Origin of the sequence: Halomonas aestuarii, from assembly GCF_001886615.1 — a bacterium.
GTDB lineage: Bacteria > Pseudomonadota > Gammaproteobacteria > Pseudomonadales > Halomonadaceae > Halomonas > Halomonas aestuarii.
Genome location: NZ_CP018139.1, coordinates 2,925,337 through 2,949,520, shown reverse-complemented (window position 1 = coordinate 2,949,520; position 24,184 = coordinate 2,925,337). Strand labels below are relative to the sequence as shown.

General features: G+C 68.2%; 22 protein-coding genes and 3 pseudogenes. 19 read left to right on the top strand and 6 right to left on the bottom strand.

Features of this window, described 5'->3' with window-relative positions; all coding sequences use genetic code 11:
- The first annotated feature begins 78 nt into the window (after nucleotides 1–78).
- The 10 genes and pseudogenes from BOX17_RS13735 to BOX17_RS13690 all read left to right on the top strand — a co-directional run bounded on the left by BOX17_RS13735 (nucleotide 79) and on the right by BOX17_RS13690 (nucleotide 8,326).
- Nucleotides 79–1,143 (top strand): TRAP transporter substrate-binding protein, encoded by a 1,065-nt coding sequence (locus tag BOX17_RS13735; protein WP_071946889.1) that lies wholly within the window; start codon nucleotides 79–81, stop codon nucleotides 1,141–1,143.
- Nucleotides 1,144–1,196: 53 nt separating this feature from the next.
- Nucleotides 1,197–1,772 (top strand): TRAP transporter small permease subunit, encoded by a 576-nt coding sequence (locus BOX17_RS13730; protein ID WP_071945464.1) that lies wholly within the window; start codon nucleotides 1,197–1,199, stop codon nucleotides 1,770–1,772.
- Complete coding sequence (locus BOX17_RS13725; protein WP_071945462.1) at nucleotides 1,772–3,058, top strand: TRAP transporter large permease; 1,287 nt, start codon at nucleotides 1,772–1,774, stop codon at nucleotides 3,056–3,058. The genes BOX17_RS13730 and BOX17_RS13725 overlap by 1 nt, the downstream gene beginning before the upstream one ends.
- A gap of 28 nt (nucleotides 3,059–3,086) precedes the next feature.
- Nucleotides 3,087–3,770, top strand: coding sequence for a DUF2848 domain-containing protein (locus BOX17_RS13720; protein WP_071945460.1), 684 nt, complete (start codon nucleotides 3,087–3,089; stop codon nucleotides 3,768–3,770).
- Nucleotides 3,771–3,818: 48 nt separating this feature from the next.
- On the top strand, nucleotides 3,819–4,574 hold the full coding sequence (locus BOX17_RS13715) for a 5-oxoprolinase subunit PxpA (RefSeq protein WP_071945458.1): 756 nt from the start codon (nucleotides 3,819–3,821) through the stop codon (nucleotides 4,572–4,574).
- Complete coding sequence (pxpB, locus tag BOX17_RS13710; RefSeq protein WP_071945457.1) at nucleotides 4,571–5,293, top strand: 5-oxoprolinase subunit PxpB; 723 nt, start codon at nucleotides 4,571–4,573, stop codon at nucleotides 5,291–5,293. The genes BOX17_RS13715 and pxpB overlap by 4 nt, the downstream gene beginning before the upstream one ends.
- Nucleotides 5,290–6,255 (top strand): 5-oxoprolinase subunit C family protein, encoded by a 966-nt coding sequence (locus tag BOX17_RS13705; protein ID WP_071945455.1) that lies wholly within the window; start codon nucleotides 5,290–5,292, stop codon nucleotides 6,253–6,255. Before pxpB ends, BOX17_RS13705 begins: the two co-directional genes overlap by 4 nt.
- 65 nt (nucleotides 6,256–6,320) lie before the next feature.
- The gene (locus BOX17_RS13700) at nucleotides 6,321–6,566 is read left to right on the top strand and encodes an OadG family protein (RefSeq protein WP_071945453.1); all 246 of its coding nucleotides are present in this window, start codon (nucleotides 6,321–6,323) and stop codon (nucleotides 6,564–6,566) included.
- A gap of 90 nt (nucleotides 6,567–6,656) precedes the next feature.
- Nucleotides 6,657–6,989: pseudogene (locus tag BOX17_RS13695) on the top strand (biotin/lipoyl-containing protein); the annotation flags it as partial.
- 11 nt (nucleotides 6,990–7,000) lie between these two features.
- The gene (locus tag BOX17_RS13690) at nucleotides 7,001–8,326 is read left to right on the top strand and encodes a sodium ion-translocating decarboxylase subunit beta (RefSeq protein WP_071944299.1); all 1,326 of its coding nucleotides are present in this window, start codon (nucleotides 7,001–7,003) and stop codon (nucleotides 8,324–8,326) included.
- Nucleotides 8,327–8,392: 66 nt separating this feature from the next.
- Here BOX17_RS13690 and BOX17_RS13685 read toward each other — a convergent pair whose 3' ends face one another.
- The 3 genes from BOX17_RS13685 to BOX17_RS13675 all read right to left on the bottom strand — a co-directional run bounded on the left by BOX17_RS13685 (nucleotide 8,393) and on the right by BOX17_RS13675 (nucleotide 11,657).
- Nucleotides 8,393–9,160: an SDR family NAD(P)-dependent oxidoreductase gene (locus tag BOX17_RS13685; protein WP_071945451.1), complete on the bottom strand. Its 768-nt coding sequence runs from the start codon at nucleotides 9,158–9,160 to the stop codon at nucleotides 8,393–8,395.
- 16 nt (nucleotides 9,161–9,176) lie between these two features.
- The gene (locus BOX17_RS13680; RefSeq protein WP_071945449.1) at nucleotides 9,177–10,841 is read right to left on the bottom strand and encodes an AMP-binding protein; all 1,665 of its coding nucleotides are present in this window, start codon (nucleotides 10,839–10,841) and stop codon (nucleotides 9,177–9,179) included.
- Nucleotides 10,842–11,087: 246 nt separating this feature from the next.
- A complete protein-coding gene (locus BOX17_RS13675; protein ID WP_071945447.1) occupies nucleotides 11,088–11,657 on the bottom strand; it encodes a TetR/AcrR family transcriptional regulator in 570 nt (189 codons plus the stop codon).
- Between the two features lie 147 nt (nucleotides 11,658–11,804).
- Between BOX17_RS13675 and BOX17_RS13670 the strand changes: the two genes are divergently transcribed.
- Together BOX17_RS13670 and BOX17_RS13665 are read left to right on the top strand one after the other, a co-directional pair.
- On the top strand, nucleotides 11,805–12,992 hold the full coding sequence (locus BOX17_RS13670; protein WP_071945445.1) for an acetyl-CoA C-acyltransferase: 1,188 nt from the start codon (nucleotides 11,805–11,807) through the stop codon (nucleotides 12,990–12,992).
- 27 nt (nucleotides 12,993–13,019) lie between these two features.
- Complete coding sequence (locus BOX17_RS13665) at nucleotides 13,020–13,802, top strand: alpha/beta fold hydrolase (RefSeq protein ID WP_071945444.1); 783 nt, start codon at nucleotides 13,020–13,022, stop codon at nucleotides 13,800–13,802.
- A gap of 40 nt (nucleotides 13,803–13,842) precedes the next feature.
- Here BOX17_RS13665 and BOX17_RS13660 read toward each other — a convergent pair whose 3' ends face one another.
- Both BOX17_RS13660 and BOX17_RS13655 read right to left on the bottom strand, forming a co-directional pair.
- Entirely contained in the window at nucleotides 13,843–14,646 is an 804-nt protein-coding gene (locus BOX17_RS13660; protein ID WP_071945442.1) for an ABC transporter permease, read from the bottom strand.
- The gene (locus tag BOX17_RS13655; protein WP_071945440.1) at nucleotides 14,637–15,266 is read right to left on the bottom strand and encodes an ABC transporter ATP-binding protein; all 630 of its coding nucleotides are present in this window, start codon (nucleotides 15,264–15,266) and stop codon (nucleotides 14,637–14,639) included. Before BOX17_RS13655 ends, BOX17_RS13660 begins: the two co-directional genes overlap by 10 nt.
- Before the next feature lie 185 nt (nucleotides 15,267–15,451).
- Between BOX17_RS13655 and arsB the strand changes: the two are divergent.
- The 7 genes and pseudogenes from arsB (at nucleotide 15,452) to BOX17_RS13620 (ending at nucleotide 23,589) form a co-directional block, all read left to right on the top strand.
- A pseudogene (gene arsB / locus BOX17_RS13650) lies at nucleotides 15,452–16,497 on the top strand (ACR3 family arsenite efflux transporter).
- A gap of 95 nt (nucleotides 16,498–16,592) precedes the next feature.
- Complete coding sequence (locus tag BOX17_RS13645; protein ID WP_071945438.1) at nucleotides 16,593–17,942, top strand: permease; 1,350 nt, start codon at nucleotides 16,593–16,595, stop codon at nucleotides 17,940–17,942.
- A gap of 23 nt (nucleotides 17,943–17,965) precedes the next feature.
- The gene (locus BOX17_RS13640) at nucleotides 17,966–18,199 is read left to right on the top strand and encodes a thioredoxin family protein (protein ID WP_071945436.1); all 234 of its coding nucleotides are present in this window, start codon (nucleotides 17,966–17,968) and stop codon (nucleotides 18,197–18,199) included.
- A 148-nt stretch (nucleotides 18,200–18,347) separates the two neighbouring features.
- Nucleotides 18,348–18,541, top strand: a pseudogene (locus BOX17_RS17245) (arsenical-resistance protein); the annotation flags it as partial.
- Nucleotides 18,542–18,723: 182 nt separating this feature from the next.
- A complete protein-coding gene (locus tag BOX17_RS13630) occupies nucleotides 18,724–19,908 on the top strand; it encodes a thiolase family protein (RefSeq protein ID WP_071945434.1) in 1,185 nt (394 codons plus the stop codon).
- A gap of 647 nt (nucleotides 19,909–20,555) precedes the next feature.
- Nucleotides 20,556–21,077: an arsenate reductase (azurin) small subunit gene (locus tag BOX17_RS13625; RefSeq protein WP_071945432.1), complete on the top strand. Its 522-nt coding sequence runs from the start codon at nucleotides 20,556–20,558 to the stop codon at nucleotides 21,075–21,077.
- Nucleotides 21,078–21,111: 34 nt separating this feature from the next.
- Complete coding sequence (locus BOX17_RS13620; protein ID WP_071945430.1) at nucleotides 21,112–23,589, top strand: arsenate reductase (azurin) large subunit; 2,478 nt, start codon at nucleotides 21,112–21,114, stop codon at nucleotides 23,587–23,589.
- 93 nt (nucleotides 23,590–23,682) lie between these two features.
- Here BOX17_RS13620 and BOX17_RS13615 read toward each other — a convergent pair whose 3' ends face one another.
- Nucleotides 23,683–24,033 (bottom strand): metalloregulator ArsR/SmtB family transcription factor, encoded by a 351-nt coding sequence (locus BOX17_RS13615; RefSeq protein WP_071945428.1) that lies wholly within the window; start codon nucleotides 24,031–24,033, stop codon nucleotides 23,683–23,685.
- Between the last annotated feature and the right edge of the window lie 151 nt (nucleotides 24,034–24,184).

The window sequence follows — 24,184 nt, the reverse complement described above, 5'->3', positions numbered from 1 at the left end:
ACCCCGGGGGGCGTCTGACCCGACCATCAGGCGCAGGTACCACCGAGAACGACAAGACCAACAACGAGGAAGATGATGATGAACCACTCCCGTACTCCCTCCCGCATGATCCCCGCCCTGCTGGGCCTCGGCATGCTCGGCGTGAGCGCCATGTCGCACGCCGAGACATCGCTCAACGTGGTCGGCAGCTGGAGCAGCCTCGAGCTGCATCGCCAGTTCGAGAAGCCCTTCTGGAGCGAGACGCTGCCCGCGAAGAGTGATGGCGAGATCGTTACCCAGGTCACCACCCACGACCAGATGGGCATCCCCGGCAGCGACGTCTATCGCTACCTGGGCGATGGCCTCTTTGATGTCGGCATGACCGTGGCCGACTACACCGTGGGCGATGCGCCTGAGCTCGAGGGCCTCGACCTGCCGATGATGGCCGTCGATGTCGAGAAGGCCGAGCAGGTCGCCGAGGCGTTCCGTCCGCTGGCCGAATCGACCATGAACGAGCGCTTCAACAGCCATGTGCTGGCCATCGTGCCCTATCCCTCCCAGGTGCTGTTCTGCAACACGCCGATCGAGGGCATCGAGGACCTCACCGACATGAAGGTCCGCGCCAGCGGCCGCTCGACCGGCGAGTTCATCGAGGCGCTGGGCGCCCAGAGCCTGAACATCGCCTTCAACGAGGTGCCGGGCTCCCTGGAGCGGGGCGTCATCGACTGCGCGGTGACCGGCTCGCTGTCAGGCTACAGCGCGGGCTGGCACGAGGTCTCCAGTCACCTGCTGTCGCTGCCGATGGGCGGCTGGGACTACGTGGTCACCGCCATCAATCTCGACAAGTGGAACGGCCTGGACGCCGCGACCCAGGAGCTGGTCCAGTCCAGCCTCGACAGCGAGTTCGTGGCGCCGGTCTGGGCCAACGCCCGAACCGAGACGGCCCGCGGCATCGCCTGCCTGACCGGCCAGGGCGAGTGCCCGCTGGGTGACCCCGCCGGCATGACCCTGGTGGTGGCCGACATCGAGGACATGGCCCAAGCCCGCAAGGCCCTCGAGGAACAGGTGCTTCCGGCTTGGGCGTCGCGCGTCGATGCCGAAACCCGCCAGGCCTGGAACGACAGCGTCGGCCAGGTGGTCGGCCTGACCGCTGACGCTCCCTGAGCCCGCTGCCGCCCCGCCCCGGCGGGGCGGCACCGCCTTCGAGGTACTTCCCCATGACGACTACGATCCATGCCCTCGACGCCGTGGTGACCGCCACGCGTTGGGTCTCACGCCTCGCTGCCCGGCTGATGGGGCTCGCCCTGCTCGCGGTGGTGCTGTTCATCGGTGCCGAGATCCTGATGCGCCAGCTCGTCGGCCATGCCCTCTCGGGCGTGCATGAATACTCCGGGTATGTGCTGGCGGTGCTGTCCGCCTGGGGCATCTCGCACACGCTGCTGGAACGCGCCCATATCCGTATCGATGTGGTCCATGGACAGCTGTCGCCGCGCTCGCGACAGATGCTCGACATCATCGCCCTGCTGGCCCTGAACCTGGTGGCCTGGACCATCGCCATCAACGCCTATCCGGTGCTGGCGAAGTCGCTCGCCAACAACTCCACCGCCAACACCCCGCTGGCCACCCCGCTGTGGATTCCGCAGGCGTTCTGGCTCGCCGGCTATCTCTGGTTCGCGATCACCACCAGCGTGCTCGGCCTGCGCGTGCTGGCCGCCCTGTTCGCTCGTGACGCCGCCACCATCGAGGCCCTGGCCGGTCCGGACAAGGGCGAGACCGCCCAGGAGGCCAACTGATGCTTGCCTACCTTTCCATCGGTATCCTGAGCCTGCTGCTGGCCGGCATTCCGGTCGCCGTGACCCTGTTCCTGCTGGCCTTCGGGGTCGACCAGTTCTTCTCGTTCTTCCCCCTGACCAAGGCGCTCGGCCAGAACCTCTGGTCCGCCGCCGACTCCTTCCTGCTGATCGCCATCCCGCTCTTCGTGCTGATGGGCGAGATCATCGTGCGGGCGGGCATCGCCGAGAAGGCCTACCGGGCCATGGACCACTGGCTGTCCTGGCTCCCGGGGGGACTGCTCCACGCCAACATCACCACCTCGGCGCTGTTCTCGGCGACCTCGGGATCCTCGGTGGCCACGGCCGCCACGGTCTCCACGGTGGCCCTCCCCCAGGGCAAGAGCCTGGGCTACGACCCCAGGCTGTTCTGCGGCAGCATCGCGGCGGGCGGCACGCTGGGCATCCTGATCCCGCCGTCCATCAACCTGATCGTCTACGGCTTCCTGACCGAGACCTCGATCCCCCAGCTGTTCATGGCGGGGCTGGTGCCGGGGCTGGGCCTGGCGCTGCTGTTCATGATCGCCTCGCTGCTGCTGTGCCTGTGGAAGCCGTCGCTGGGCGGGCCAAGCAGCGTGGCCTCCTGGGACACGCGGCTCAACAGCCTGAAGTTCCTGCTGCCGCTGCTGGTGCTCTTCCTGGTGATCGTCGGCTCGATCTACCTGGGCTGGGCGACCCCCACCGAGGCCGCCGCGATCGGCGTGATCGCCTCCCTGGGGCTGGCCGCGCAGAACCGCCAGCTGAACGGCAAGATGGTGATGGCGGCCCTCGACGGGACCATCAAGACCAGCTCGATGATCCTCTTCATCATCCTGGCGGCCTCCTTCCTCAACTTCGCCCTGGCCTCGTCCGGCATGGTCCAGCAGCTGACCGGCCTGCTGAACGCCTATGAGCTGTCGCCCTTCGCGCTGCTGATGGCGGTGATTGCCCTGTTCATCGTGCTGGGCTTCTTCATCGAGACCCTGTCGCTGATGGTCATCACCATTCCCATCGTCACGCCCCTGATCGTCGCCGCCGGCTTCGACAAGGTGTGGTTCGGCATCGTGATGATCCTGTTCGTGGAGCTGGCACTGATCACCCCGCCGGTGGGGCTCAACCTCTACATCGTCCAGGCCTCGCGCCGGGGTGAGGCGTTCTCCGACGTGATCGTCGGCACCCTGCCCTACCTCGCGGCCATGCTGGTGATGGCGGCCCTGCTGGTGGCCTTCCCCTCCATCGCCCTGTGGCTTCCGGCCTCGCTGAGCCAATGATCCACCGACCGTCTCCGGAGACCCGTTCATGCTGACCTTCACCCACGACGGCGGCACCTTCAGCCTGACCCCGCGGCACCTGGCCATCGCCGGCTGGGCCGGCCGCGACCAGGCCGGGGTGCGCCACCATATCGAGGAGCTCGCGGAACTCGGGGTAAAGCCGCCCTCGGCCACCCCGCTGTTCTACCGCGTCGGCCGCGAGCAGCTGACCCAGCACGATGTCGTGCAAATGCTCGGGGGCCATGGCTCGGGCGAGGTGGAAGCCTGCCTGGTGAGCGACGAGGAGGGTACCCTGTGGGTCACGGTGGCCTCCGACCACACCGACCGGAAGCTCGAGGCGGTGGGCGTGGCCGAGTCGAAGCAGCTGTGTGCCAAGCCGGTCGCCCGGGAGGCCTGGCGCTTCGACGAGGTGCGGCGGCACTGGGACCAGATCGAGCTGTCGAGCGTGATCGAGGAGGACGGCCAGGCCGTCACCTACCAGCTCGGGACCCTGGCGGAGCTGCTGGATGTGCCGACCCTGCTCGCGCAGTTGCCGAGCCCCCTGGCCTCCAACGGCGCACTGGCGCCGGGCTACGTGCTGCTCTGCGGCACCGTGCCCACCCGGGGCGGCATCCGTCCCAGCCGGCACTTCAGCATGTCGCTGCATGATCCGGTGCTGAGCCGGACCCTGCGCCATGCCTATCATATCGAGGAACTCGAGGTGGTCCAGTGAGCGACGTGCCCGCGTCCGGATCGACCCTCACGACAGTGGAGTCTTCACATGCCCAGATTGATGCTTAACGCCGACATGGGAGAGAGCTTCGGCCCCTGGAAGATGGGGACCGACCACGAACTCATGAAGGTCGTGGACCTGGCCAACGTGGCCTGCGGTTTCCATGCCTCGGACCCGGATACCATCCGCGCCACGGTGCGCCTCGCGGCCTCACACGGCGTCACCGTCGGGGCCCACCCGGCCTACCCCGACCTGGTCGGCTTCGGCCGTCGCTCCATGGCCTGCTCGAGCGAGGAGATCGAGAACATGCTGCTCTATCAGGCCGGCGCCCTGGCGGCGCTGTGCCGGGCGGAGGGGGCCCGAATGGGGTACGTGAAGCCCCATGGCGCCCTCTACAACGACATGATGCGCGACCGCGAGACGCTGTCGGCGGTGATGCGGGCCCTGGCGATGCTCGACGCCGACCTGCCGCTGATGGTGATGGCGACCCGGGACACCTCGATGGCCGAGGAACTGGCCGAGGAGCATGGCGTGACGCTCTGGCGGGAGGCCTTCGCGGATCGCGCCTATGACGCCGAGGGCCGGCTGGTGAGCCGCCGGGAGCCCGGTGCGGTGCATCACGACGCCGAGACGATCATCGATCAGGCACGGCGCATCGCCAGCGGCCTGCCGCTGACCGCCTCGGACGGCAGCGACCTGGTCCTGTCGGCCGACACCCTCTGCGTGCATGGCGACAACCCGGAGTCCATCGCCGCCATCCGCGCGATTCGCGAATCCCTCGACGACGTGGAGCGCCGGGCATGAAAGACCCCAGGTTGGAAAACGCCGGGGTCGATGCCTGGCTGGTCCGGCTCTTCGACCGCATCGACGAGGCCAACATGCCCTGGCTGATGGCCCTCTGCGATCGCTGCGAGCAGGCGTTCGGCGAGGCGCTGGTGGATCTGGTGCCCTCCTATACCACGCTGCTCGTGCAGTACCGGCCGCAGCAGCTGACGGCGTCCCAGGCCCGCACCCTGCTGACCGACATCCTCGCCGACCTGGCTCCCGACGAGGCCGCCTCGGCGGGCGAGACCAAGGAGATTCCCGTCTGGTACGACGCGAGCGTGGGGCCCGAGCTTGCGCGGCTGGAGGCGGAGAAGGGCCTGACACGCGACCAGGTGATCGAGATCCACAGCGGCCACGAGTACCGCGTCTTCGCCCTCGGCTTCGCCCCGGGCTTCGGCTTCATGGGCAGCGTCGACCCGCGCCTCGAGACGCCCCGGCTGGCCACGCCCCGCAAGCGGGTGCCGGCCGGCAGCGTGGCGCTGGCCGGCCGCCAGACCTCCGCCTATCCCCGGGTCTCGCCGGGGGGCTGGAACCTGCTCGGGCGCACTCCGGTGACCCTGTTCGACCCCTCGAGGGAGCGCATGAGCTTCCTGCAGGTGGGCGACCGGGTGCGCTTCGTCGCCATCGGGCGCGAGGAGTTCGAGCGCCTTGGCGGAGACACGACCCCCGTGGCACCGGTTCAGGAGGAGCGATCATGACGACACGGACCCTCGGCACGCTGCGGGTGGAGAAGGCGGGGCCGCTGGCCACGCTCCAGGATCCCGGCCGCTTCGGTGTCCGCCGGCTGGGCGTCACCCAGGGCGGGCCGGCCGACCTGCACGCCTTCGCCTGGGCCAACTACCTGCTGGGCAATGCCTGGGAGGCCGCGGTGCTGGAAGTCACCCTCGGCGGCCTCACCCTGGTCGCCGAGCAGGACACCCGACTGGCGCTGTGTGGAGCCGACCTCTCGGCCTCGCTCGACGGCGAGCCCCTCGCGCCGTGGCAGGCCTTCACCCTGCCGAAGGGCAAGGCCCTCACCTTCGGCATGCCGGTCTCCGGGGTCCGCGCCTACCTCGCCGTGGGCGGCGGCTTCCACGCCGAGCCCGTACTGGGCAGCCTGTCGTGCGTGACCCGCGAGGGGCTCGGCGGCCATCAGGGCGACGGCAAGCCGCTGGCCACCGGCGATCGGCTGACCTTCGCCAGGGGGGCGGCGCAGGCGACCGGCGGCACCCGCGAGGTGCCGGCAGAGGAGCGGATCGACTACCGTGAGCCCGCCACCCTGGCGCTGGTCCCCGGGGCGCAGATCGCGGACTTCACCGGCGAAAGCACCTTTCGTGCCTTCCACACCGACTGGACCGTCGACACCCGCACCGACCGTATGGGGGTGCGGCTGACGGGACCGAGGCTCGACTGCCGACTCGAGAGCATGATCTCCGAGGGCATCGCCCTGGGGGCCGTCCAGGTGCCCCCCGACGGCCAGCCGATCGCCCTGCTCAACGACCGCCAGACCATCGGGGGCTATCCCCGCCTCGGCACCCTGACGCCGATGGCCTGCTCACGCCTGGCCCAGTGCCATCCCGGCCAGAAGGTCCGGCTCCGGCCGGTGGCCCTGAGCCTTGCCCAGGCCGACTACCTGCGACAGTTCCAGGCGTTCCAGGCCCCCGCCGCATCCCGCGGGTGAGCCCGGATGGGGGATGACCGGCCCCGTGCCGGTCATCCTCCCGGCCCCCACACAGGAGAGATGTCATGCCAGAGTCGACACTGATCAGCGAGGGCCTGTCCCTGATGGCCCTCGGCATGGGCTTCGTCTTCGTCTTTCTCAGCGTGCTGGTCGTCACCACCACCCTGATGTCGAAGGTCATCGGTCGCTTCTTTCCCGAGCCGCCGGCGCCGCCTGACCCGACGCGACGGACGGCGGCGTCGGCCGCCGACGAGGACGAGCTGAAGGTGGTCATTTCCGCCGCCCTGCACCGCTTCCGCAAGCGCCACTGAGCCACCCCGGACGCGGCCGCCCGGGCAGTCCCACCACGACACCGCGACGAGATCACCGGAGGAATTCCCATGAGTGACAACGCCCATCCGTCGAGCGACGCCGACGTCTATACCATCACGCTCAACGGCAAGCAGTACGTGGTCGAGGTCCGCGACGGTGGCGAGCCGGCGGGCGCCTCCCCTCCCGCGCCGGCGGCCCCGGCCGCCGCCTCGGGCGAGGCGATCACCGCGCCGCTGGCCGGCAACATCTTCAAGGTCAACGTCCGTCCCGGTGACGCGGTCGAGGACGGGGACGTGGTGACCATCCTCGAGGCCATGAAGATGGAGACCGAGGTGCGGGCCAGCAGCGCCGGCACCGTGTCCGCCGTCAAGGTCAGCGAGGGCGACAGCGTCGCCGTCGGCGACGTGCTGATCGAGCTCTGAGGACGGTTTCCATGACGGACAAGTTATTGACCCTCTGGACCGGCTCGGGGCTCTATAACCTGAGCCTCGGCCAGGCCGTGATGGTGCTGGTGGGGCTGCTGCTGCTCTACCTGGCCATCCACAAGAAGTTCGAGCCGCTGCTGCTGGTGCCGATCGGCTTCGGCGGCATCCTCGCCAACATCCCCGAGGCGGGGCTGGCGCTGTCGGCCGCCGAGCAGGCGGTCCACCTGGCGCGGCCCGCCGTGCTCGAGCAGATCGCCTCGGCCCTGCAGCTCAGCCTGGACCCGGCCGCCGGCCTCGAGGCCTGGCGGCACAGCCTGGGCGAGGTGCTCCATGGCGACATCTCGCCGGCCCTGGTGCGCGCGGCCAACGACGTGGCCATGGACGGCGGCTACTCCCACGGCATGCTCTACCAGTTCTACAGCGTGGCCATCGCCTCGGGCATCGCCCCGCTGGTGATCTTCATGGGCGTGGGCGCGATGACCGACTTCGGCCCGCTGCTGGCCAACCCGCGCACCCTGTTCCTGGGGGCGGCCGCGCAGTTCGGCATCTTCGCCACCCTGCTCGGGGCGGTGGGCATGACGGCGATGGGCTGGATGGACTTCTCGCTCAACCAGGCCGCCGCCATCGGCATCATCGGCGGCGCCGACGGGCCCACCTCGATCTACGTCTCGAGCATCCTGGCGCCGGAGCTGCTGGGGGCCATCGCCGTGGCCTCCTACTCCTACATGGCGCTGGTGCCGCTGATCCAGCCGCCGATCATGAAGGCGCTGACCAGCAAGCGGGAGCGCGAGATCACCATGACCCAGCTGCGCCCGGTCTCCAAGCTGGAGAAGATCGTCTTCCCGCTGGCGCTGCTGCTCCTGGTGGTGCTGTTCCTGCCCGACGCGGCGCCGCTGCTGGGGATGTTCTGCTTCGGCAACCTGCTGCGCGAGTGCGGCGTGGTGGAGCGCCTCTCCGACACCACCCAGAACGCCCTGATCAACACCGTGACGATCTTCCTGGGGCTGTCGGTGGGGTCCAAGCTGATGGCCGACCGCTTCCTGGCGGTGGAGACCCTGGGCATCCTGGCGCTGGGCATGGTGGCCTTCGCCATCGGCACGGCCTGCGGCATCCTGATGGCCAAGCTGATGAACGCCGTCAGCAAGATGCCGATCAACCCGCTGATCGGGTCCGCGGGGGTCTCGGCGGTGCCCATGGCGGCGCGAGTCTCCAACAAGGTGGGGCTCGAGGCCAATCCCCACAACTTCCTGCTGATGCATGCCATGGGGCCCAACGTGGCCGGGGTGATCGGCTCGGCGGTGGCCGCCGGGGTGATGATCAAGTACCTCGGCTGAGGACGGGATCCGGCAATAAAAAACGGCGCCTTCGGGCGCCGTTCTGCTGTCCAGGGGTCGGTCGGCTCACTGCATGCGGATGCCGCCGTCCAGGCGGATCACCTCGCCGTTGAGCATGGGATTGGTGACGATCTGCTCGGCCAGGCGGGCGAACTCATCGGGCCGGCCGAGGCGCTTGGGGAAGGGCACGGCGGCGGCCAGGGCCTGGGCGGCCTCGTCGGGGATCTTGCTCATCATCGGCGTCTCGAAGACCCCGGGGGCGATGGCCATCACGCGGATGCCGTGGCGGGAGAGCTCCCGCGCCGCGGGCAGGCTCATGCCGGCCACCCCGGCCTTGGAGGCGCTGTAGGCGCACTGCCCCACCTGGCCATCGAAGGCGGCGATGGAGGCGGTGTTGATGATCACGCCGCGCTCCCCGTCCTCGCCGGCGGCGTTCTTCGCCATGGCGGCCGCGGCCAGGCGCATCACGTTGAAGGTGCCCACCAGGTTGATCTGGATGGTGCGGTTGTAGGCGTCGAGATCCGCGGGATTGCCCTCGCGGTCGACCAGCTTGCCCACGCTCACCACGCCGGCGCAGTGCACCACCCCGGCCAGGCCGCGCCCCTCGGCGAGGGCCAGCGCGGCATCGACGGCCGCCTGAATGTCCTCGCCGGAGGTGACGTCGCCCCGCACCGCGCGGGCGGCGTCGCCCAGGGTCTCGGCATGGGACTCGACCGCGTCGCTCAAGTCGCAGAGCACCACCCGGCCGCCGGCGGCGACCAGGCGTTCGGCGGTGGCCGCCCCCAGTCCGGAGGCGGCGCCGGTGATCAGGAAGGTGTTGTCCTTCACGTTCATGCAGGTTTCCTCACTATCATTTGGCCGGTTCGGCGTCCGCCTTGTCGGCGGCATCCGCGCGCAGCTTGAAGCGCTGGATCTTGCCGCTCGGGGTCTTGGGCAGCACGTCGACGAACTCGATCACCCGCGGGAAGGCGTGGGTCGAGAGGCGCTCGCGCACCAGCTTTCGGATCTCGTCGGCCAGGGCGTCGCTGGGATCAAAGCCGTCGCGCAGCACCACGTAGGACTTGATGATCTCGCCGCGGATCTCGTCGGGCTGGCCCACGGCCGCGGACTCGGCGACCGCGGGATGGGTCATCACGCTGTTCTCCACGTCGGTGGGGCCCACCCGGTAGCCGGCGGTGGTGATGATGTCATCGTCGCGGCCGGCGAACTGGAAGGTGCCGTCCTCGTGGCGGATCACCACGTCGCCGGTCAGGTAGTAGCCCTCGGCGAAGGGGTGCTTCTCCTGCCAGGTATAGCCGGCGAAGAAGTGCGCCGGCGAGTTCTTGATGTCCACGGCCAGCACGCCCGGCTCGCCCGGGGGGAGCTCGTTGTACTCGGCATCGAGGATCGCCAGGCGGTAGCCGGGCATCGGCACCCCCATCGCGCCGACATGCTTGGGGTGGTCCAGCGCATGGTGGTTGTTGCAGGTCATGCCGGTCTCGGTCTGGCCGTAGTGGTCCATGACCGGACAGCCCAGCGAGCGCTCCACCCAGGTCACCACCTCGGTGTTGAGCGGCTCGCCAGCGGAGCTGGCCGCGCGCAGCTCGAGGGTCTGGTGGGCATCGTCGAACAGCCCCGAGGCCTTCATCAGGCGATAGGCGGTGGGCGCCGCGGCGAAGTTGGTGATGTGATGGCGCTTCATAAAGGCCAGCGCCCCCTCGGCGCTAAACCCCGCCTCGCAGAAGTGGGTGGTCACGCCCAGCAGCAGCGGGCCGGTGATGGCGTAGTAGAGGCCGTAGGCCCAGCCCGGGTCGGCCATGTTCCAGAAGCGGTCGGTGTCGCGCAGGTCGACGGCCAGCTCCATGTAAAGCGCGAAGGCCGGCATGCCGGCCAGCGGCACCGCCACGCCCTTGGGCTTGCCCACGGTGCCGGAGGTGAACATCTGCAGGAAGGGCTCCTCGCGGGCCAGACGCGGCGGCGTGGCCTCGATCGGCGCATGGGCCATCGCCTCTTCCCAGTCCAGGTCGTCGGCGTGCTCGCCGTCGGGGCCGCCCACGGCGAGCACCGGGGGGCACTGGGTAAGGCCGTCGAACTTGAAACGGTTGGCGTGATCGGTGATCACGAGCTTGGTATCCGCCCGACCCAGGCGGTAGTCCACGGCATCCGGACCGAAGGCGGTGAACAGCGGCTGGTAGACCGCGCCGATGCGCCAGGTGGCCAGTACCGCCACCAGCAGTTGCGGCGTGCGCGGCAGCATGCAGGCGATGCGATCCCCCTCGCCCAGGCCGCGCTCGGCAAACCAGCCGGCGAGCCTTGCGCTCTCGGCATCCAGCTCGGCGTAGGTCAGGGTGTTGACCTCGCCCTTGGCGTCCTCGTGAACCAGCGCCAGGACGTCTCCCCGGCCGGCACGCACATGGCGTCCGCAGCAGGACTCGTAGGCATTGGCCTTGCCATCGCGGTGGTCATCGAGGCGCGCGATGACGTCATCGATGGAAAAGGACTCGAGATAGGTCTGATAGTCGGGAAGGGTGCTCATGTACTGCCCTCTCGCGGTTTGTGCTTGTTGTATCGGCAAACGGTATCGGCAAACGGTGGCGGCCATGGAAATCGGCGGTCGCTGATGCTGGCGTGCACGCTCACCTTCTGGTTATATGCAGTTGACGTAAGCGTCAACCTAGCAAGCGCTCGGTACAAGCTAGTGGCTCACGAGGAAGGGGGCAACCCCTGAGGGACAAGAGGGGACTAGACGATGGTCGAGCGTGACGGGCCGTGAGCGGGGCGATCAGGCCGCCCCGTGGGTGATCATGGCGACCAGCTCGTGGGCCAGGTCGTCCGTGGAGCGGGGACCGGCGGGGTCGTACCAGCGCACCGTCCAGTTCAGCGCCCCCATGACGAAGCGGGAGACCAGGAAGCGGTCGCCGTGGATCAGGCCCGCCTCCAGCGCCTCGTCGATGACCTGCTCCCAGAGCGACTCGTAGGCATCGCGCAGGTGACTCAGGTGGTCCCGCGCGCCGGGATCGAGGCGGCGCCATTCGTAGAGGGCGACGACATGGGCGTTGCGGTCGGTGAGCAGGGTCTGCAGGTGCGCGCGCGCCATGGCCTGCAACCTCGCCTCGGCGGTGTGGTCACACGCCTCGAGGGCGGCCTTCGCCATGACCAGCGCGTTCTGGGTGCCCTCCTCGATCACCGCCGCAAGGATCTCCTGTTTGTCACGAAAGTGATGGAAGAGACTGCCGGACTTGATGCCCATCTCCTGGGCCAGCATGCGCACCGTGGTCCGGTCGAAGCCTTCCTGGACGAACAACTGGGCGGCCTGGCGGGTCAACTCCTTGCGGCGCGGGGAGTCATTCATTACATTCATCGAGATTTACACTAGCGCTTGCTTGGTTGACCCTGAGAAGACCACAGCCCCGACGCCGGGTCAACGCGCGACGGGACCCCGACAACGACAACCTCCACCACGACCGGCCAACGCCGGCGCACCTCGGGAGCACACGCCATGAGCCAGTCCACCGATATCGTCTTCCTGTCTGCCACCCGCACGCCCATGGGGGGCATGCTCGGCAGTCTCTCCAGCCTCTCCGCGCCGGAGCTCGGCGCCACGGCCATCCGCGCCGCCATCCAGCGTGCCGGCATCGATGCCGACTGCATCGACGAGGGCATCATGGGCTGCGTGCTGCCCGCCGGCGTCAAGCAGGGACCGGCCCGCCAGGCCATGCGCCAGGCCGGCATCCCCGATGCCATCGGCGCCACCACCATCAACAAGCTGTGCGGCTCGGGCATGAAGGCCACCATGCTGGCCCACGACCTGATCCGCGCCGGCACCGGCGAGGTGATGCTGGCCGGGGGCATGGAGTCCATGTCCAACGCGCCCCACGTACTCACCAGGGCCCGCACCGGCTACCGCCTGGGCCACGGGGAACTGAAGGATCACATGTTCCTGGACGGCCTCGAGGACGCCGAGACCGGCAAGCTGATGGGCGTCTTCGCCCAGGAGGTCGCCAGCCAGCGCGACTACGGCCGAGAGCGCCTGGACGACTTCGCCATCGCCTCCCTGGAACGGGCCATGGAAGCGACCAGGGCCGGCCACCTGGATGCCGAGATGGCGCCGGTCACCGTCACCAGCCGCCAGGGCGAGAGCGTGGTGGACCATGACGAGCAGCCCTTCCAGGCCAAGCTCGACAAGATCCGCTCGCTGCGTCCGGCCTTCGCCAAGGACGGCACCATCACCGCGGCCAACTCCAGCTCGATCTCCGACGGCGCCTCGGCGCTGATCCTGTCCAGCCAGGCGGCGGCCGACCGGCTCGGCGCCCGGCCCATCGCCCGGATGCTCGGCCACAGCACCCACTCGCGCCATCCCAGCGAGTTCACCATCGCCCCGGTGGGCGCCATCGAGAAGCTGATGAAGAAGCTCGACTGGGGCGTGAACGACGTCGACCTCTTCGAGATCAACGAGGCCTTCGCGGTGGTCACCCTGATGGCCATGGACGACCTGGGCCTGCCCCACGACAAGGTCAACGTCTTCGGCGGCGCCTGCGCCCAGGGCCATCCCATCGGCTCCACCGGCTCGCGGATCATTGCGACCCTGATCCACGCCCTGCGCACCAAGGGCGGCAGGCGCGGCATCGCGAGCCTGTGCATCGGCGGCGGCGAGGCGACCGCCGTGGCCGTGGAACTGGTCGATTGAGCCGGCGGCAGGGCCGGGGAGCCAGCCATGCGTGAGGTCCGGATCGATACGCCGTCGGGCGCCCTGCACGCCCGGCGCTGCCGGCCGGGCGACGCCGAAGGGAAGGGCAGCCCCATCGTGCTGATGCATGACTCGCTGGGCTGCGTGGCGCTCTGGCGTGACTTCCCGGCCCGGCTGGCCGAGGCCACCGGGCGCGAGGTGATCGCCTACGACCGACTGGGGTATGGGCGATCCGCCCCCTACCCCGGACCGCAGCCCACCGACTTCATCGAGGAGGAGACGGCGTCCTTCGGTGCCGTGCGCGAGCAGCTGGCCCTCGAGCGCTTCGTGATGCTCGGCCACAGCGTCGGGGGCTGCATGGCAGCCGAGATCGCCGCTTGCCATACCGATGGCTGCGAGGCGCTGGTCACGGTGGCGGCCCAGGCCTTCACCGAGCCGCGCACCCTGGCCGGCATCCGCGAGGCGGAGCGTGGCTTTGCCGAACCGGGCCGCATGGCACGGCTGGAGAAGCACCACGGGCACAAGGCCGGCTGGGTGCTGGAGGCCTGGGTCGAGACCTGGCATTCCGCGCCCTTCGCGCACTGGACCCTGGATGCCAGTCTCGCCGGGGTGCGCTGCCCGACGCTGGCCATCCACGGCGAGCACGACGAGTTCGGCTCCCTGGCACAGCCGCGTCGGATCGCCTCGCTCACCCCGGGACCCGCCGAGCCGACGATCCTGCCCGACTGCGGCCACGTGCCCCATCGGGAATGCCCGGAGCGGCTGATCGACGCCATCCGGCCCTTCCTTACCGCGCCGACGTCGGCCTGACGCTCGGCGCTATCTCTTTCCACCTCCCCTCGTCACACCTTCATCCCTTAGGCGGCGCCAGGCGGTCCAGGCGCAGCCGCTCGCGGCCATCGAAGAGGCGCCGGCTGCCCGCCGCCACCGCCGCCAGGGTGCCGAAGCCGGTGCCCAGGGTGATGGTGAACATCACGAGTATCTGGTACTTCACCGCCAGGGCCGGCGGGCTGCCGGCGAGTATCTGGCCGGTCATCATGCCCGGCAGGCTGACGACCCCCGCGGCCGCCATGGCGTTGATCATCGGCATCATGCCGCTGCGCATCGCCTCCCGCCGGATGTCGCCGATGGCCTCCTGCCAGCGCTGGCCGAGCATCAGCCGGTTCTCGATCACCGCGCGCTGGCGCCAGGCCGTGTCGGTGAGACGGTCCAGCGCCAGGGCGACGCCGGTCATGGTATTGCCGAGCATCATGCCCAGCAGCGGGATGGCGTACTGGGGCCGGTACCAGGGGTCTGGGCCGATAATGGCGGTGAGCGTCAGCACGGTGACGGTGAAGGACGAGAGGAACATCGCCATGGTGCCGATGCCGAAGGCCCAGCCGCCGAGCAGCCGGCGCTTCTGGCGGGCCATCACCTCGCGCCCGGCGATCAGCAGCATGCCGAGCGCCATCAGCGCCACCCAGTGGAGCCCGGCCGCCGAGAAGAGCGCCTCCAGCACCATGCCGACCAGGGTGAGCTGGATCACCGTGCGCGCCGCGGCGACGAGCAGGCTGCGTCCCATCTCCAGCCGCGCGACGACCGTGCAGCCGGCCAACGCCACCACCATCAGGGCCGCCAGGGCCAGCTGCCACCAGGCCAGGTCGATCACGCCCATGCGCCCGCCTCCTCGGCCAGTCGACGCCCGACGATGCGCCAGTGATGGTCCGCCACCCGGGCGATCTGCGCGGGGTCGTGGGCGACCAAGATCACCGGCCAGCCCCGCTCGCGGATAAGTGCCCTGAGCCAGGCCTCCACCCGTTGGGTGGTGGCGTCGTCCAGGTTGGCGGTGGGCTCGTCGAGCAGCAGCGCCGAGGGCTGCCGACTGATCGCCCGCACCAGGGCCAGCCGCTGCTTCTCGCCCGAGGAGAGCCGCGAGACCTGCCAGCCGAGCACCTCGGGGGTGAATCCCAGGGCCTCGAGGTCGGCCGGGCTGGCATCGGGCAGGTGCTCGCCCACTGTATCGGCCCACCAGTGGCTCTCCGCCGGCAACAGCATCACCCGGGCGCGCCAGGCGTGTCCGGCGAGCGACGACTGGGCCGTCTCGCCCAGCCAGGCCTCGCCGCCATGGGGCTCCAGGTCGGCCACGGCGCGCAGCAGCCGGCTCTTGCCCGAGCCGCTGGCCCCGGAGAGGCAGAGGATCTTGCCGGGGGCGAGGGTCAGGCTGACGGCGTCGAGGTCACCGATGCTCAGCCGATCGAGACGCAAGGGATCCTGGGCGCGCAGGCGGGGCTCCATGACTTTCGGGCTCCATGACTCAGGGGGGCGGCATGCGGCCGATCATAGCAGCTCCCGACCGTCCTGCCGGCGGGGCGATTGAAGACATATGGGGCCTCGTATATCGTCTCACCATCCCTGCCCTGCCGTGAGGTCCTGTCATGACGCACCCTGCCGCTGCCGACGCCCCGAAGACGACGGAGGGCATGGGCCTGTTCGAGCGGTTCCTCTCCCTCTGGGTAGCGCTGGCCATCGTCGCCGGGGTGCTGCTGGGCCAGTTCGCCCCGCTGATCCCCGAGACCCTCTCCCGCGTCGAAGTGGCCCAGGTGTCGATCCCGGTGGCGATGCTGATCTGGGCGATAATCTTCCCGATGATGGCCCAGATCGACTTCACCGCCGTGCTCGGGGTGCGCCGTCAGCCGAAGGGACTGATCATCACCACCACGGTGAACTGGCTGATCAAGCCCTTCACGATGTTCGCCATCGCCTGGTTCTTCCTGATGGTGGTGTTCCGTCCCTGGCTGCCCGAGGCGGTGGCCAGCCAGTACCTGGCCGGCGCCATCCTGCTGGGCGCCGCGCCCTGCACCGCCATGGTCTTCGTCTGGAGCACCCTGACCCGCGGCGACGCCGCCTATACGCTGGTGCAGGTCTCGCTCAACGACCTGATCATGCTGTTCGCCTTCGCGCCGATCGTGGTCTTCCTGCTCGGGGTCTCCAACATCCAGGTTCCCTGGGATACCGTGGCCTTGTCGGTGGTCCTCTACATCGTGATCCCGCTGACCGCCGGTTACCTGACCCGGCGCACCCTGATCGCCCGTCATGGCCCGACTGGTATGACCGAGTCTTCCTGAAACGGGTCGGCCCCGTCACCCCCATCGGCCTGATCATCACCCTGGTGCTGCTCTTCGCCTTCCAGGGGGAGGTGATCCTCGAGGCGCCGCTGCACATCGTGCTGATCGCCATCCCGCTGATCCTCCAGACCTTCCTGATCTTCTTCCTCGCCTACGGCTGGGCGAAGGCCTGGCGGGTGCCGCACTGCGTGGCCGCCCCCGGGGCGATGATCGGCGCCAGCAATTTCTTCGAGCTGGCGGTCGCCGCCGCCATCGCGCTGTTCGGGCTGCAGTCGGGCGCGGCTCTGGCCACGGTGGTCGGCGTGCTGGTGGAGGTGCCGGTGATGCTGGCCCTGGTGCGCATCGCCAATGCCACCCAGGATCGATTCCCGGGGAATCCAGGGGGTCGCGAGCGGAGTTGACGCCCGTCAAGGTCGCGGCGATGGCGCCTGTCCGACGCCCGGCATTGCGGATAGAGTGAAGCCGTCACCGCCGCCCACCTCGCGTGAGTTCCCCCATGCCGGATACCCAGTCTCCTCCCTCCGCTCCCCTCCGACTGCTGGGCCTGGCCAGGGAGAATCCCGGCCAGATCCGCTGGCTCGGGGCCGTGGTCGGCATCTTCCTCCTGATCTACTACCTCCCCGCCGGATCCGCGCGGTTCGACAACGCGGTGCTGGAGGGCATCCGGCTGACGCACTGGTACGCCCAGGAACATGTGATCCTCTGCCTGCTGCCGGCCTTCGTGATCGCCGGCGCCATGGCCGCCTATCTGAGCCAGGGCGCGGTGATGCGTTACCTGGGACCCGACGCTCCCATGCCGGTAGCGTTCGGCATGGCGTCCGTCTCCGGCACCCTGCTCGCGGTCTGCTCCTGCACCGTGCTGCCGCTGTTCGGCGGTATCTACCGTCGCGGCGCCGGCCTGGGGCCGGCGGTGGCCTTCCTCTACTCGGGGCCTGCCATCAACGTCATGGCCATCGTGGTCACTGCCAAGGTACTGGGCCTGGAGCTGGGCCTGGCTCGGGCCATCGGTGCCATCGTCTTCGCCGTGGTGATCGGGGTGATCATGCATCTCCTCTACCGTCGCGAGGAGCAAAATCGAAGCCAGGGCCATGCCCGCGGCTTCGGCGATGACGATGACGGTCGCCCACTGGGACAGGTGGCGGCCTTCTTCGGGCTGATGGTGGGCATCCTGGTGTTCGCCAACTGGGCGGCCGCCGACAGCCAGGCGTGGATGGCCATCCACGCCTGGAAATGGCCGATCACCGGGGCGCTCTCGCTGCTGTTCGGTTGGCTGCTGTGGGCCCGCTGGGGCTGGCCGGCACGCTGGCTGCTGACCCTGGGCGGCGCCGTGGCGCTGGCGGTGCTGCTCGCACCCGGCGCCCCCGAACTGGCCTTTGCGGTAGGCATCACGGGCCTCATGCTGATCGCCCTGCTGCGCGAGGACGACCGGGAGTGGGCCGAGCAGAGCTGGGACTTCACCAAGCAGATCCTGCCCCTGCTGCTGGTCGGCGTCTTCGTGGCCGGCCTCCTGCTGGGCCGCCCCGGCGAGCAGGGCCTGATCCCCTCGGAGTGGGTCGTGATGGCCGTGGGCGACAACGGCCTGCGCTCCACCTTCCTGGCCTCGCTGCTGGGCGGCTTCATGTACTTCTCCACCCTCACCGAGGTCCCCATCGTCCAGGGCCTGCTGGGCAGTGGCATGGGCAAGGGGCCCGCGCTGGCGCTGCTGCTGGGCGGGCCCGCCCTGTCACTGCCCAACATGCTGGTGATCCGCACCATCCTGGGCACCCAGAAGACCCTGGTCTACTGCAGCCTGGTGGTGGTGATGGCGACGATCACCGGCTATCTCTACGGCCAGCTCTGGCCGTAGCGACACACGCGAGGAGCATGTCCATGAAACTGAGCATCTACGGCAAGGGCTGCAGGAAGTGCGAGCAGCTGACCGACAACGCCCGGGCCGCCGCCGAGGCGCTGGGCCTCAACGTGGAGATCGAGAAGATCACCGACATGAACGCCATCATCGACAAGGGCGTGATGCGCACCCCTGCCCTGGGCGTCGACGGCGAGGTGGTCCTCGAGGGCAAGGTGGCCAGCGCCGAGGAGATCCAGCGCCTGCTCGAGGCCTGACAGCTTCCGACCGCGCCTTGCTCAGCAGAGCGCGGCGCGACGCTCGGGACGATTGCCCATGGCCGAGAGGCGAGCACTCAGCGACTCGAGATGGAAACCTCGCCCCTCCGCGGCCGCCTCCAGGGTGACCATCGCCCAGCAGGGCAGGCTCGGCTGCAGTAATTTCTTCGAGCTGGCGGTGGCCGCCGCCATGGCGCTGTTCGGGCTCCAGTCGGGCGCGGCCCTGGCCACGGTGGTCGGCGTTCTGGTGGAGGTGCCGGTGATGCTGGTCTGGTGCGAATCACCAACAGCACCCGCGAGCACACCCCGGGGCGGCCGAGGCACGGGGCTGATCCATGCTGATGGGGGGAAACCACCGTCGGGAATGGCTGCTGATATCGGATCGGTCTTTCGAAAAATCGACGGCATCGGGGATCGACATCGGTCAGAATCGCCATATAGGAGCTATGCTGAAACCACCTTGAACAGTGAGTCTCGGCGCGGCCGAAGTGGTCGCCGCCAGCCGCAACATCAGGAGTTCCTTCATGCCTTCACGCGACGTCGTCATCTGTCATCCGGTCCGCACCGCCATCGGCACCTATGCCGGTAGCCTCAAGGACACCCCTGCCACGGACCTGGGCGCGCGGGTCATTCAGGAGACCCTGTCCCGATCCGGCCTGGCCGCCGACAAGGTAGAGTCGCTGACCATGGGGCATGTGATCCAGGCCGGCTGCCGCATGAACTCGGCTCGCCAGGCCGGTATCGCCGGGGGGCTGCCCGTGGAAGTGCCTGCGCTGACGGTCAACCGCGTCTGCGGCTCCGGCGCTCAGGCCGTGGCCAGTGCCGCCATGGAGATCTGGAGCGGCATGGCCGACTGCGCCATCGCCGGCGGCATGGAGAACATGGACCGCGCGCCCTACCTAGTGCCCCAGGGCCGCTGGGGGGCGCGCATGGGTGACGTGACCATGTTCGACAGCATGCTGCTGGACGGCCTCCACGACCCCTTCAGCAACAAGCACGCCGGCTGGCATACCGAGGACCTGGTCAGCCGCTACCATATCTCCCGGGACGACCAGGACGCCTGGGCCCTGCGCTCCCAGCTGAACTTCTCGAAGGCGCAGGAGATGGGCGATTTCGACGCCGAGATCGCCCCCGTCGAGCTCACCACCCGCAAGGGCACCATCAGCTTCGCTCGGGACGAACACAACCGCGGCGACACCACCGCCGAGTCCCTGGCCAGACTCAAGCCGGCCTTCCGCAAGGACGGCACCATCACCGCCGGCAATGCCCCGGGGCTCAACAGTGCCGCATCGGCGATGATAGTCGCCGAGCGTGACTGGGCCGAAAGGCAGGGCCTCACGCCCATGGCTCGCCTGGTCTCCTTCGGTGTCGGCGGCGTCGAGCCGGATTACTTCGGCATCGGCCCGGTGCCGGCGGTGAAGCAGGCCCTCGAGCGGGCCGGCTGGTCGGTGGGCGACCTCGACCGGGTCGAGATCAACGAGGCCTTCGCCGCCATCGCCCTGGCCTGCCTGCGCGAGTTGGGTCTGCCTGAAGACATCGTCAACGTCGAGGGCGGCGCCATCGCCCACGGCCATCCCATCGGAGCCACCGGCGCGGTGCTGACCACCCGCCTGCTGCACGCCATGCAACGCAACGGTCAACGCCGTGGCATCGTGACCCTGTGCATCGGCGGTGGCCAGGGTATCGCCCTGGCGCTGGAAACCCTCTGAGCCCTGCCTGACCTGGTGACGCTTAACATCCGCCACCAGGCAGGCCAGCGGGAGCCAGGCAAGCGCCATTGCCACTTGCCTGTTGCTCCCTCGACACCGAAATTCGGCGAGTGATCCATTCCTGCTGTCAACGCCGCCCTCTTCTTCTCATCGTCATCGCCCCGGGACTTCTCGGCTGCGTGCGTGGTGGCACCCTCAGTTGTCGCCTGGGTAGCCTCTGGGTCGCATCGGCTCAACGCTCGCAGTGATGAACGCCGTCGGCTTCGCCCTGACCATCCCCGTCATCTCGCTGGCCACAATGCTCTGGTGGCTTCAGGGCACCAGGGGCTGGGGTGGCTGCTGCCGGAGCCTTTCCCTAGCTTAAGGGCGATACGACGCCACTTCGAACCGAAAGATTAACCTGCATCAAGTTCTCACCAACTTGCCGGGCATCGGCACGTCTCCCTGCCGAGCGCCGTCATATACTTCTGGACGTAACCGGCCCGTCGTTGCCCTTCTCGCCTTGCTCGCCCTCCGTAGTGCGGAAGGCCTTACCGACGGACTCATGCGCATATCCGCATAAGAACAATCCGTCAGGTCTATGGTTCGTTGTACATGTACACAGACGATCCCGCCGGTTCCTGACAACAACATTGGAGTGCCAGACGATGCCACACCTGAGTCGACGCAACTTCCTGAAGTTGACGGGCAGCAGTGCCGCGGTGGGAACGCTCTCGCTGTCCCCCATCACGCATGCCCAACAGGACGGGAACAACGCCGCCCCTGGCAACACCACGCTTCCCTACCCGCGTGACGTCATCGCAAGGCTCGGCGACCTGAAGCCCAACCAGCCCCTGAGTTTCCACTACCCGGACGATCGCTCTCCCTGCGTAGTCATTCGCAAGGGACGGGCAGTCAAGGGAGGCGTGGGTCCAAAGCGGGACGTGGTGGCCTTCAGCACCCAATGCACGCATATGGGGTGCCCGGTCAGTTACGACCAGGCGTCGGAGACGTTCAAGTGTCCCTGCCACTACAGCATCTTCGATCCCGACAATGCCGGCCAGATGGTCATCGGCCAGGCAACGGAGAACCTGCCAAGGATCGTGCTCGAGTACGACGAGGCCGAGGACGTCATCCTGGCCGTGTCGGTCGATGGCCTGATCTACGGCCGCCAGGCCAACATCATCTGAACATCATGGTGATACCAGCTGCGGGAGAACAACGATGAGCCAGTTCAAGGACCGTATTCCCCTTCCCCCGGTGGATGCACAGAAAACCAACATGACCTGTCACTTCTGCATCGTGGGCTGTGGCTACCATGTCTACAAATGGCCGGCGAACAGGGAGGGAGGACGGGCAGCCGATCAGAACGCCCTGAAGCTGGATTTCACCCAGCAGCTGTCCCCCCTGCAGGTGACCATGACGCCGGCCATGGTCAACCGGATCAAGGATCATGACGGCAGCGAACACACCATCATGATCGTTCCCGACAAGGCATGCCACGTGAACCAGGGCCTGTCCTCGACACGAGGGGGACAGATGGCCAGCGTGATGTATTCGGAAAGCACCCCGGTCGGCGAGAGGCGGCTCAAGTATCCGCTGCGCTATACCGGCGACGACTGGGTGGAGAGCAACTGGCAGCAGTCCATGGCCCTGTACGCGGGGCTGACCCAGCGGATCCTCGACAACGACGGGCCGGACCAGCTGTTCTTCAACCTGTTCGACCATGGCGGCGCCGGCGGCGGCTTCGAGAATACCTGGGCCACCGGCAAGCTGATCTTCAGCGGTCTGCAGACGCCGATGGTCAGGATTCACAACCGCCCTGCCTACAACTCGGAATGCCACGCCACCCGGGACATGGGGATCGGCGAGTTGAACAACAGCTACGAGGATGCCGAGGTCGCAGATGTCATCTTCTCGATCGGCGGCAACTCCTACGAGACCCAGTCCAACTGGTTTCTGGCCCACTGGGAGCCGAACCTGCGTGGCGCCAATGTCGGCAAGAAGCATGAATGGTTTCCCGACGAGAGCGTCGCCCGCGGCAAGGTCATCCTGGTCGATCCGCGACGCACCCCGACCGTGGCCGTCTGCGAGACGATCGCCGGCAAGGAGAATGTCCTTCACCTGGCGATCCAGCCCGGGACCGATACGGCACTGTTCAACGGACTTCTGAGCTATGTGGTCGACCAGGGCTGGCACGATGCGGCCTTCATCGCGGCGAACACCAGCGGCTTCGACGACATGCTGGCGGCCAATCGCCTCGACCTCGATGAGTGCAGCCGAATCACCGGCGTGGAACGCGCCGATATCGTCAAGGCGGCCGAGTGGGCCTACAAGCCCAAGGCCGACGGCCATGCACCGCGCACCCTGCATGCCTACGAGAAGGGCGTGATCTGGGGCAACGACAACTATCGGATCCAGTCGTCCATCGTCAATCTCGCCGTCGCCACCCACAATGTCGGCCGCCGAGGCACCGGCGTCGTCCGGATGGGCGGCCACCAGGAGGGTTACACGCGCCCGCCCTACCCCGGTGGCCGCCCGGCCCCCTACATCGACCAGGAACTCATCAAGGGCAATGGCATGATGCTGACGGTCTGGGCCTGCAATGCCTTCCAGACTACCGTCAATGCCGAGACCTACCGTCAGGTGATCAAGCGCCGGGCCAATATCGTCAACCAGGCAATGGCCGAGGCCCGTGGCTCCACCACCGAGGAGCTCATCGATATCGTCTACGACGCCATCAAGCATCAGGGCGGACTGTTCATCGTCGATATCGACCTCTACCGCACCACCTTTGCCCAGTACGCCCACCTGGTGCTTCCCGCCACCCATCCCGGCGAGATGAACCTCACCTCGATGAACGGCGAGCGCCGCCTCCGGCTCTCCGAGCGCTTCATGGACCCTCCGGGCCTCGCCAAGCCCGACTGCCTCATCGCCGCCGAGATGGCCAACGCCCTCCGGCAGCGCTACGAGGCCGCCGGCAACCCCGCCATGGCGGAGCGGTTCGCCGGGTTCGACTGGTCCACCGAGGAGGACGCCTTCAACGACGGCTTCCGCATGGCGCACGAGAAGAAGATCGACAGCCAGGGAGGTCCCACCGGTCACCTGGCCACCTATGAGCGCCTGCGCCAGGCGGGGAACAACGGTGTCCAGCTGCCGATCAAGGAATACCGTGACGGAAAGCTCATCGGCACCGAGATGCTGTACACCGACAACCGCTTCGATACCGAGGACGGCAAGGCGCATTTCCAGGCGTCGCCCTGGAACGGCCTGCCGAAGATGGTCCAGCAGCAGAAGGACAGCCACGATTTCTGGATCAACAACGGCCGGACCAACCAGATCTGGCAGACGGCCTATCACGACCAGCACCTGGCCTTCCGCAAGGGTCGGTTCCCGATGGCCCCGATCGAGATCAACCCAGAGGACGCCGACACCCTGGGGATCGCCAATGGCGATATTGTGGAGGTCTACAATGACGTCGGCACCACCATGGCCATGGCCTACCTGGAACCGGACCTGGAGAGGGGGCAGGTGTTCATGATGTTTGGCTACCCCAACGGGATACAGGGCGACGTCGTCACCGAGTGGACCGACCGCAACATCATTCCCTACTACAAGGGCACCTGGGCCAGCATCCGTCGGGTCGGGGAGAACCCCGCCTACCTGCGCGATGTCTCCTTCAAGCGCCGGCGATACTCCTGATGTCACCGACACGTCTCTGAAGCGAGGGGCGCAATGGCCAACCCTCGGCGGGAGTGCCCAAGGGCACTCCCGCCTGTCGTTGTCACCCCGTCGTCAACACATGGCCACACGGCGTTCCGGGCGTCCCCCCATGGCATGGAGGCACGCCTGCAACTCGGCAAGGCGGGCCGCCGCGCCCTGCCCGGCGGCCTCGAGGGCCGTTGTCACCCACTCGGGCAGGTCAGGGGCGAGATCATAGTAGACCCACTGCCCCTCGCGCCGGTCCGTGAGCAGGCCGCACTGGCGCAGCTGCGCCAGGTGCCGCGATACCTTGGGCTGCGACACCTGCAGGGCATGGGTCATCTCGCAGACGCAGAGCTCCTTCTCGCGAAGCACGAGCAGCATCAGCATCAGGCGGGTCTCGTCGCCCAGGCACTTGAAGACACGGACCGGGTCCAGCGACATCGGGGCTTCCTCCTGCGGGTTTCGGCCTGATTCTACGCGACGGGGGGCAGGGCTCGAAGCGCGGCGCACCATGTTGGCGAAAAGAGGGTCATCGAAGAACGGGGCATCGAAGCGCCGGACTTAGAAAAACAACGCATCGAGGGAGAAGGCG

Excerpts from the sequence above, each read along its gene's own strand:
- BOX17_RS13670 (WP_071945445.1), top strand. The coding sequence starts at position 11,805 with ATGAGCCAGTCCACCGATATCGTCTTCCTGTCTGCCACCCGCACGCCC.
- BOX17_RS13615 (WP_071945428.1), bottom strand. The coding sequence starts at position 24,033 with ATGTCGCTGGACCCGGTCCGTGTCTTCAAGTGCCTGGGCGACGAGACC.
- BOX17_RS13665 (WP_071945444.1), top strand. The coding sequence starts at position 13,020 with ATGCGTGAGGTCCGGATCGATACGCCGTCGGGCGCCCTGCACGCCCGG.
- BOX17_RS13730 (WP_071945464.1), top strand. The coding sequence starts at position 1,197 with ATGACGACTACGATCCATGCCCTCGACGCCGTGGTGACCGCCACGCGT.
- BOX17_RS13720 (WP_071945460.1), top strand. The coding sequence starts at position 3,087 with ATGCTGACCTTCACCCACGACGGCGGCACCTTCAGCCTGACCCCGCGG.
- BOX17_RS13715 (WP_071945458.1), top strand. The coding sequence starts at position 3,819 with ATGCCCAGATTGATGCTTAACGCCGACATGGGAGAGAGCTTCGGCCCC.
- BOX17_RS13675 (WP_071945447.1), bottom strand. The coding sequence starts at position 11,657 with ATGAATGACTCCCCGCGCCGCAAGGAGTTGACCCGCCAGGCCGCCCAG.
- BOX17_RS13705 (WP_071945455.1), top strand. The coding sequence starts at position 5,290 with ATGACGACACGGACCCTCGGCACGCTGCGGGTGGAGAAGGCGGGGCCG.
- BOX17_RS13690 (WP_071944299.1), top strand. The coding sequence starts at position 7,001 with ATGACGGACAAGTTATTGACCCTCTGGACCGGCTCGGGGCTCTATAAC.
- BOX17_RS13655 (WP_071945440.1), bottom strand. The coding sequence starts at position 15,266 with ATGGAGCCCCGCCTGCGCGCCCAGGATCCCTTGCGTCTCGATCGGCTG.
- BOX17_RS13700 (WP_071945453.1), top strand. The coding sequence starts at position 6,321 with ATGCCAGAGTCGACACTGATCAGCGAGGGCCTGTCCCTGATGGCCCTC.
- BOX17_RS13725 (WP_071945462.1), top strand. The coding sequence starts at position 1,772 with ATGCTTGCCTACCTTTCCATCGGTATCCTGAGCCTGCTGCTGGCCGGC.
- BOX17_RS13630 (WP_071945434.1), top strand. The coding sequence starts at position 18,724 with ATGCCTTCACGCGACGTCGTCATCTGTCATCCGGTCCGCACCGCCATC.
- BOX17_RS13735 (WP_071946889.1), top strand. The coding sequence starts at position 79 with ATGAACCACTCCCGTACTCCCTCCCGCATGATCCCCGCCCTGCTGGGC.
- BOX17_RS13620 (WP_071945430.1), top strand. The coding sequence starts at position 21,112 with ATGAGCCAGTTCAAGGACCGTATTCCCCTTCCCCCGGTGGATGCACAG.
- pxpB (WP_071945457.1), top strand. The coding sequence starts at position 4,571 with ATGAAAGACCCCAGGTTGGAAAACGCCGGGGTCGATGCCTGGCTGGTC.
- BOX17_RS13625 (WP_071945432.1), top strand. The coding sequence starts at position 20,556 with ATGCCACACCTGAGTCGACGCAACTTCCTGAAGTTGACGGGCAGCAGT.
- BOX17_RS13645 (WP_071945438.1), top strand. The coding sequence starts at position 16,593 with ATGCCGGATACCCAGTCTCCTCCCTCCGCTCCCCTCCGACTGCTGGGC.
- BOX17_RS13640 (WP_071945436.1), top strand. The coding sequence starts at position 17,966 with ATGAAACTGAGCATCTACGGCAAGGGCTGCAGGAAGTGCGAGCAGCTG.
- BOX17_RS13660 (WP_071945442.1), bottom strand. The coding sequence starts at position 14,646 with ATGGGCGTGATCGACCTGGCCTGGTGGCAGCTGGCCCTGGCGGCCCTG.
- BOX17_RS13680 (WP_071945449.1), bottom strand. The coding sequence starts at position 10,841 with ATGAGCACCCTTCCCGACTATCAGACCTATCTCGAGTCCTTTTCCATC.
- BOX17_RS13685 (WP_071945451.1), bottom strand. The coding sequence starts at position 9,160 with ATGAACGTGAAGGACAACACCTTCCTGATCACCGGCGCCGCCTCCGGA.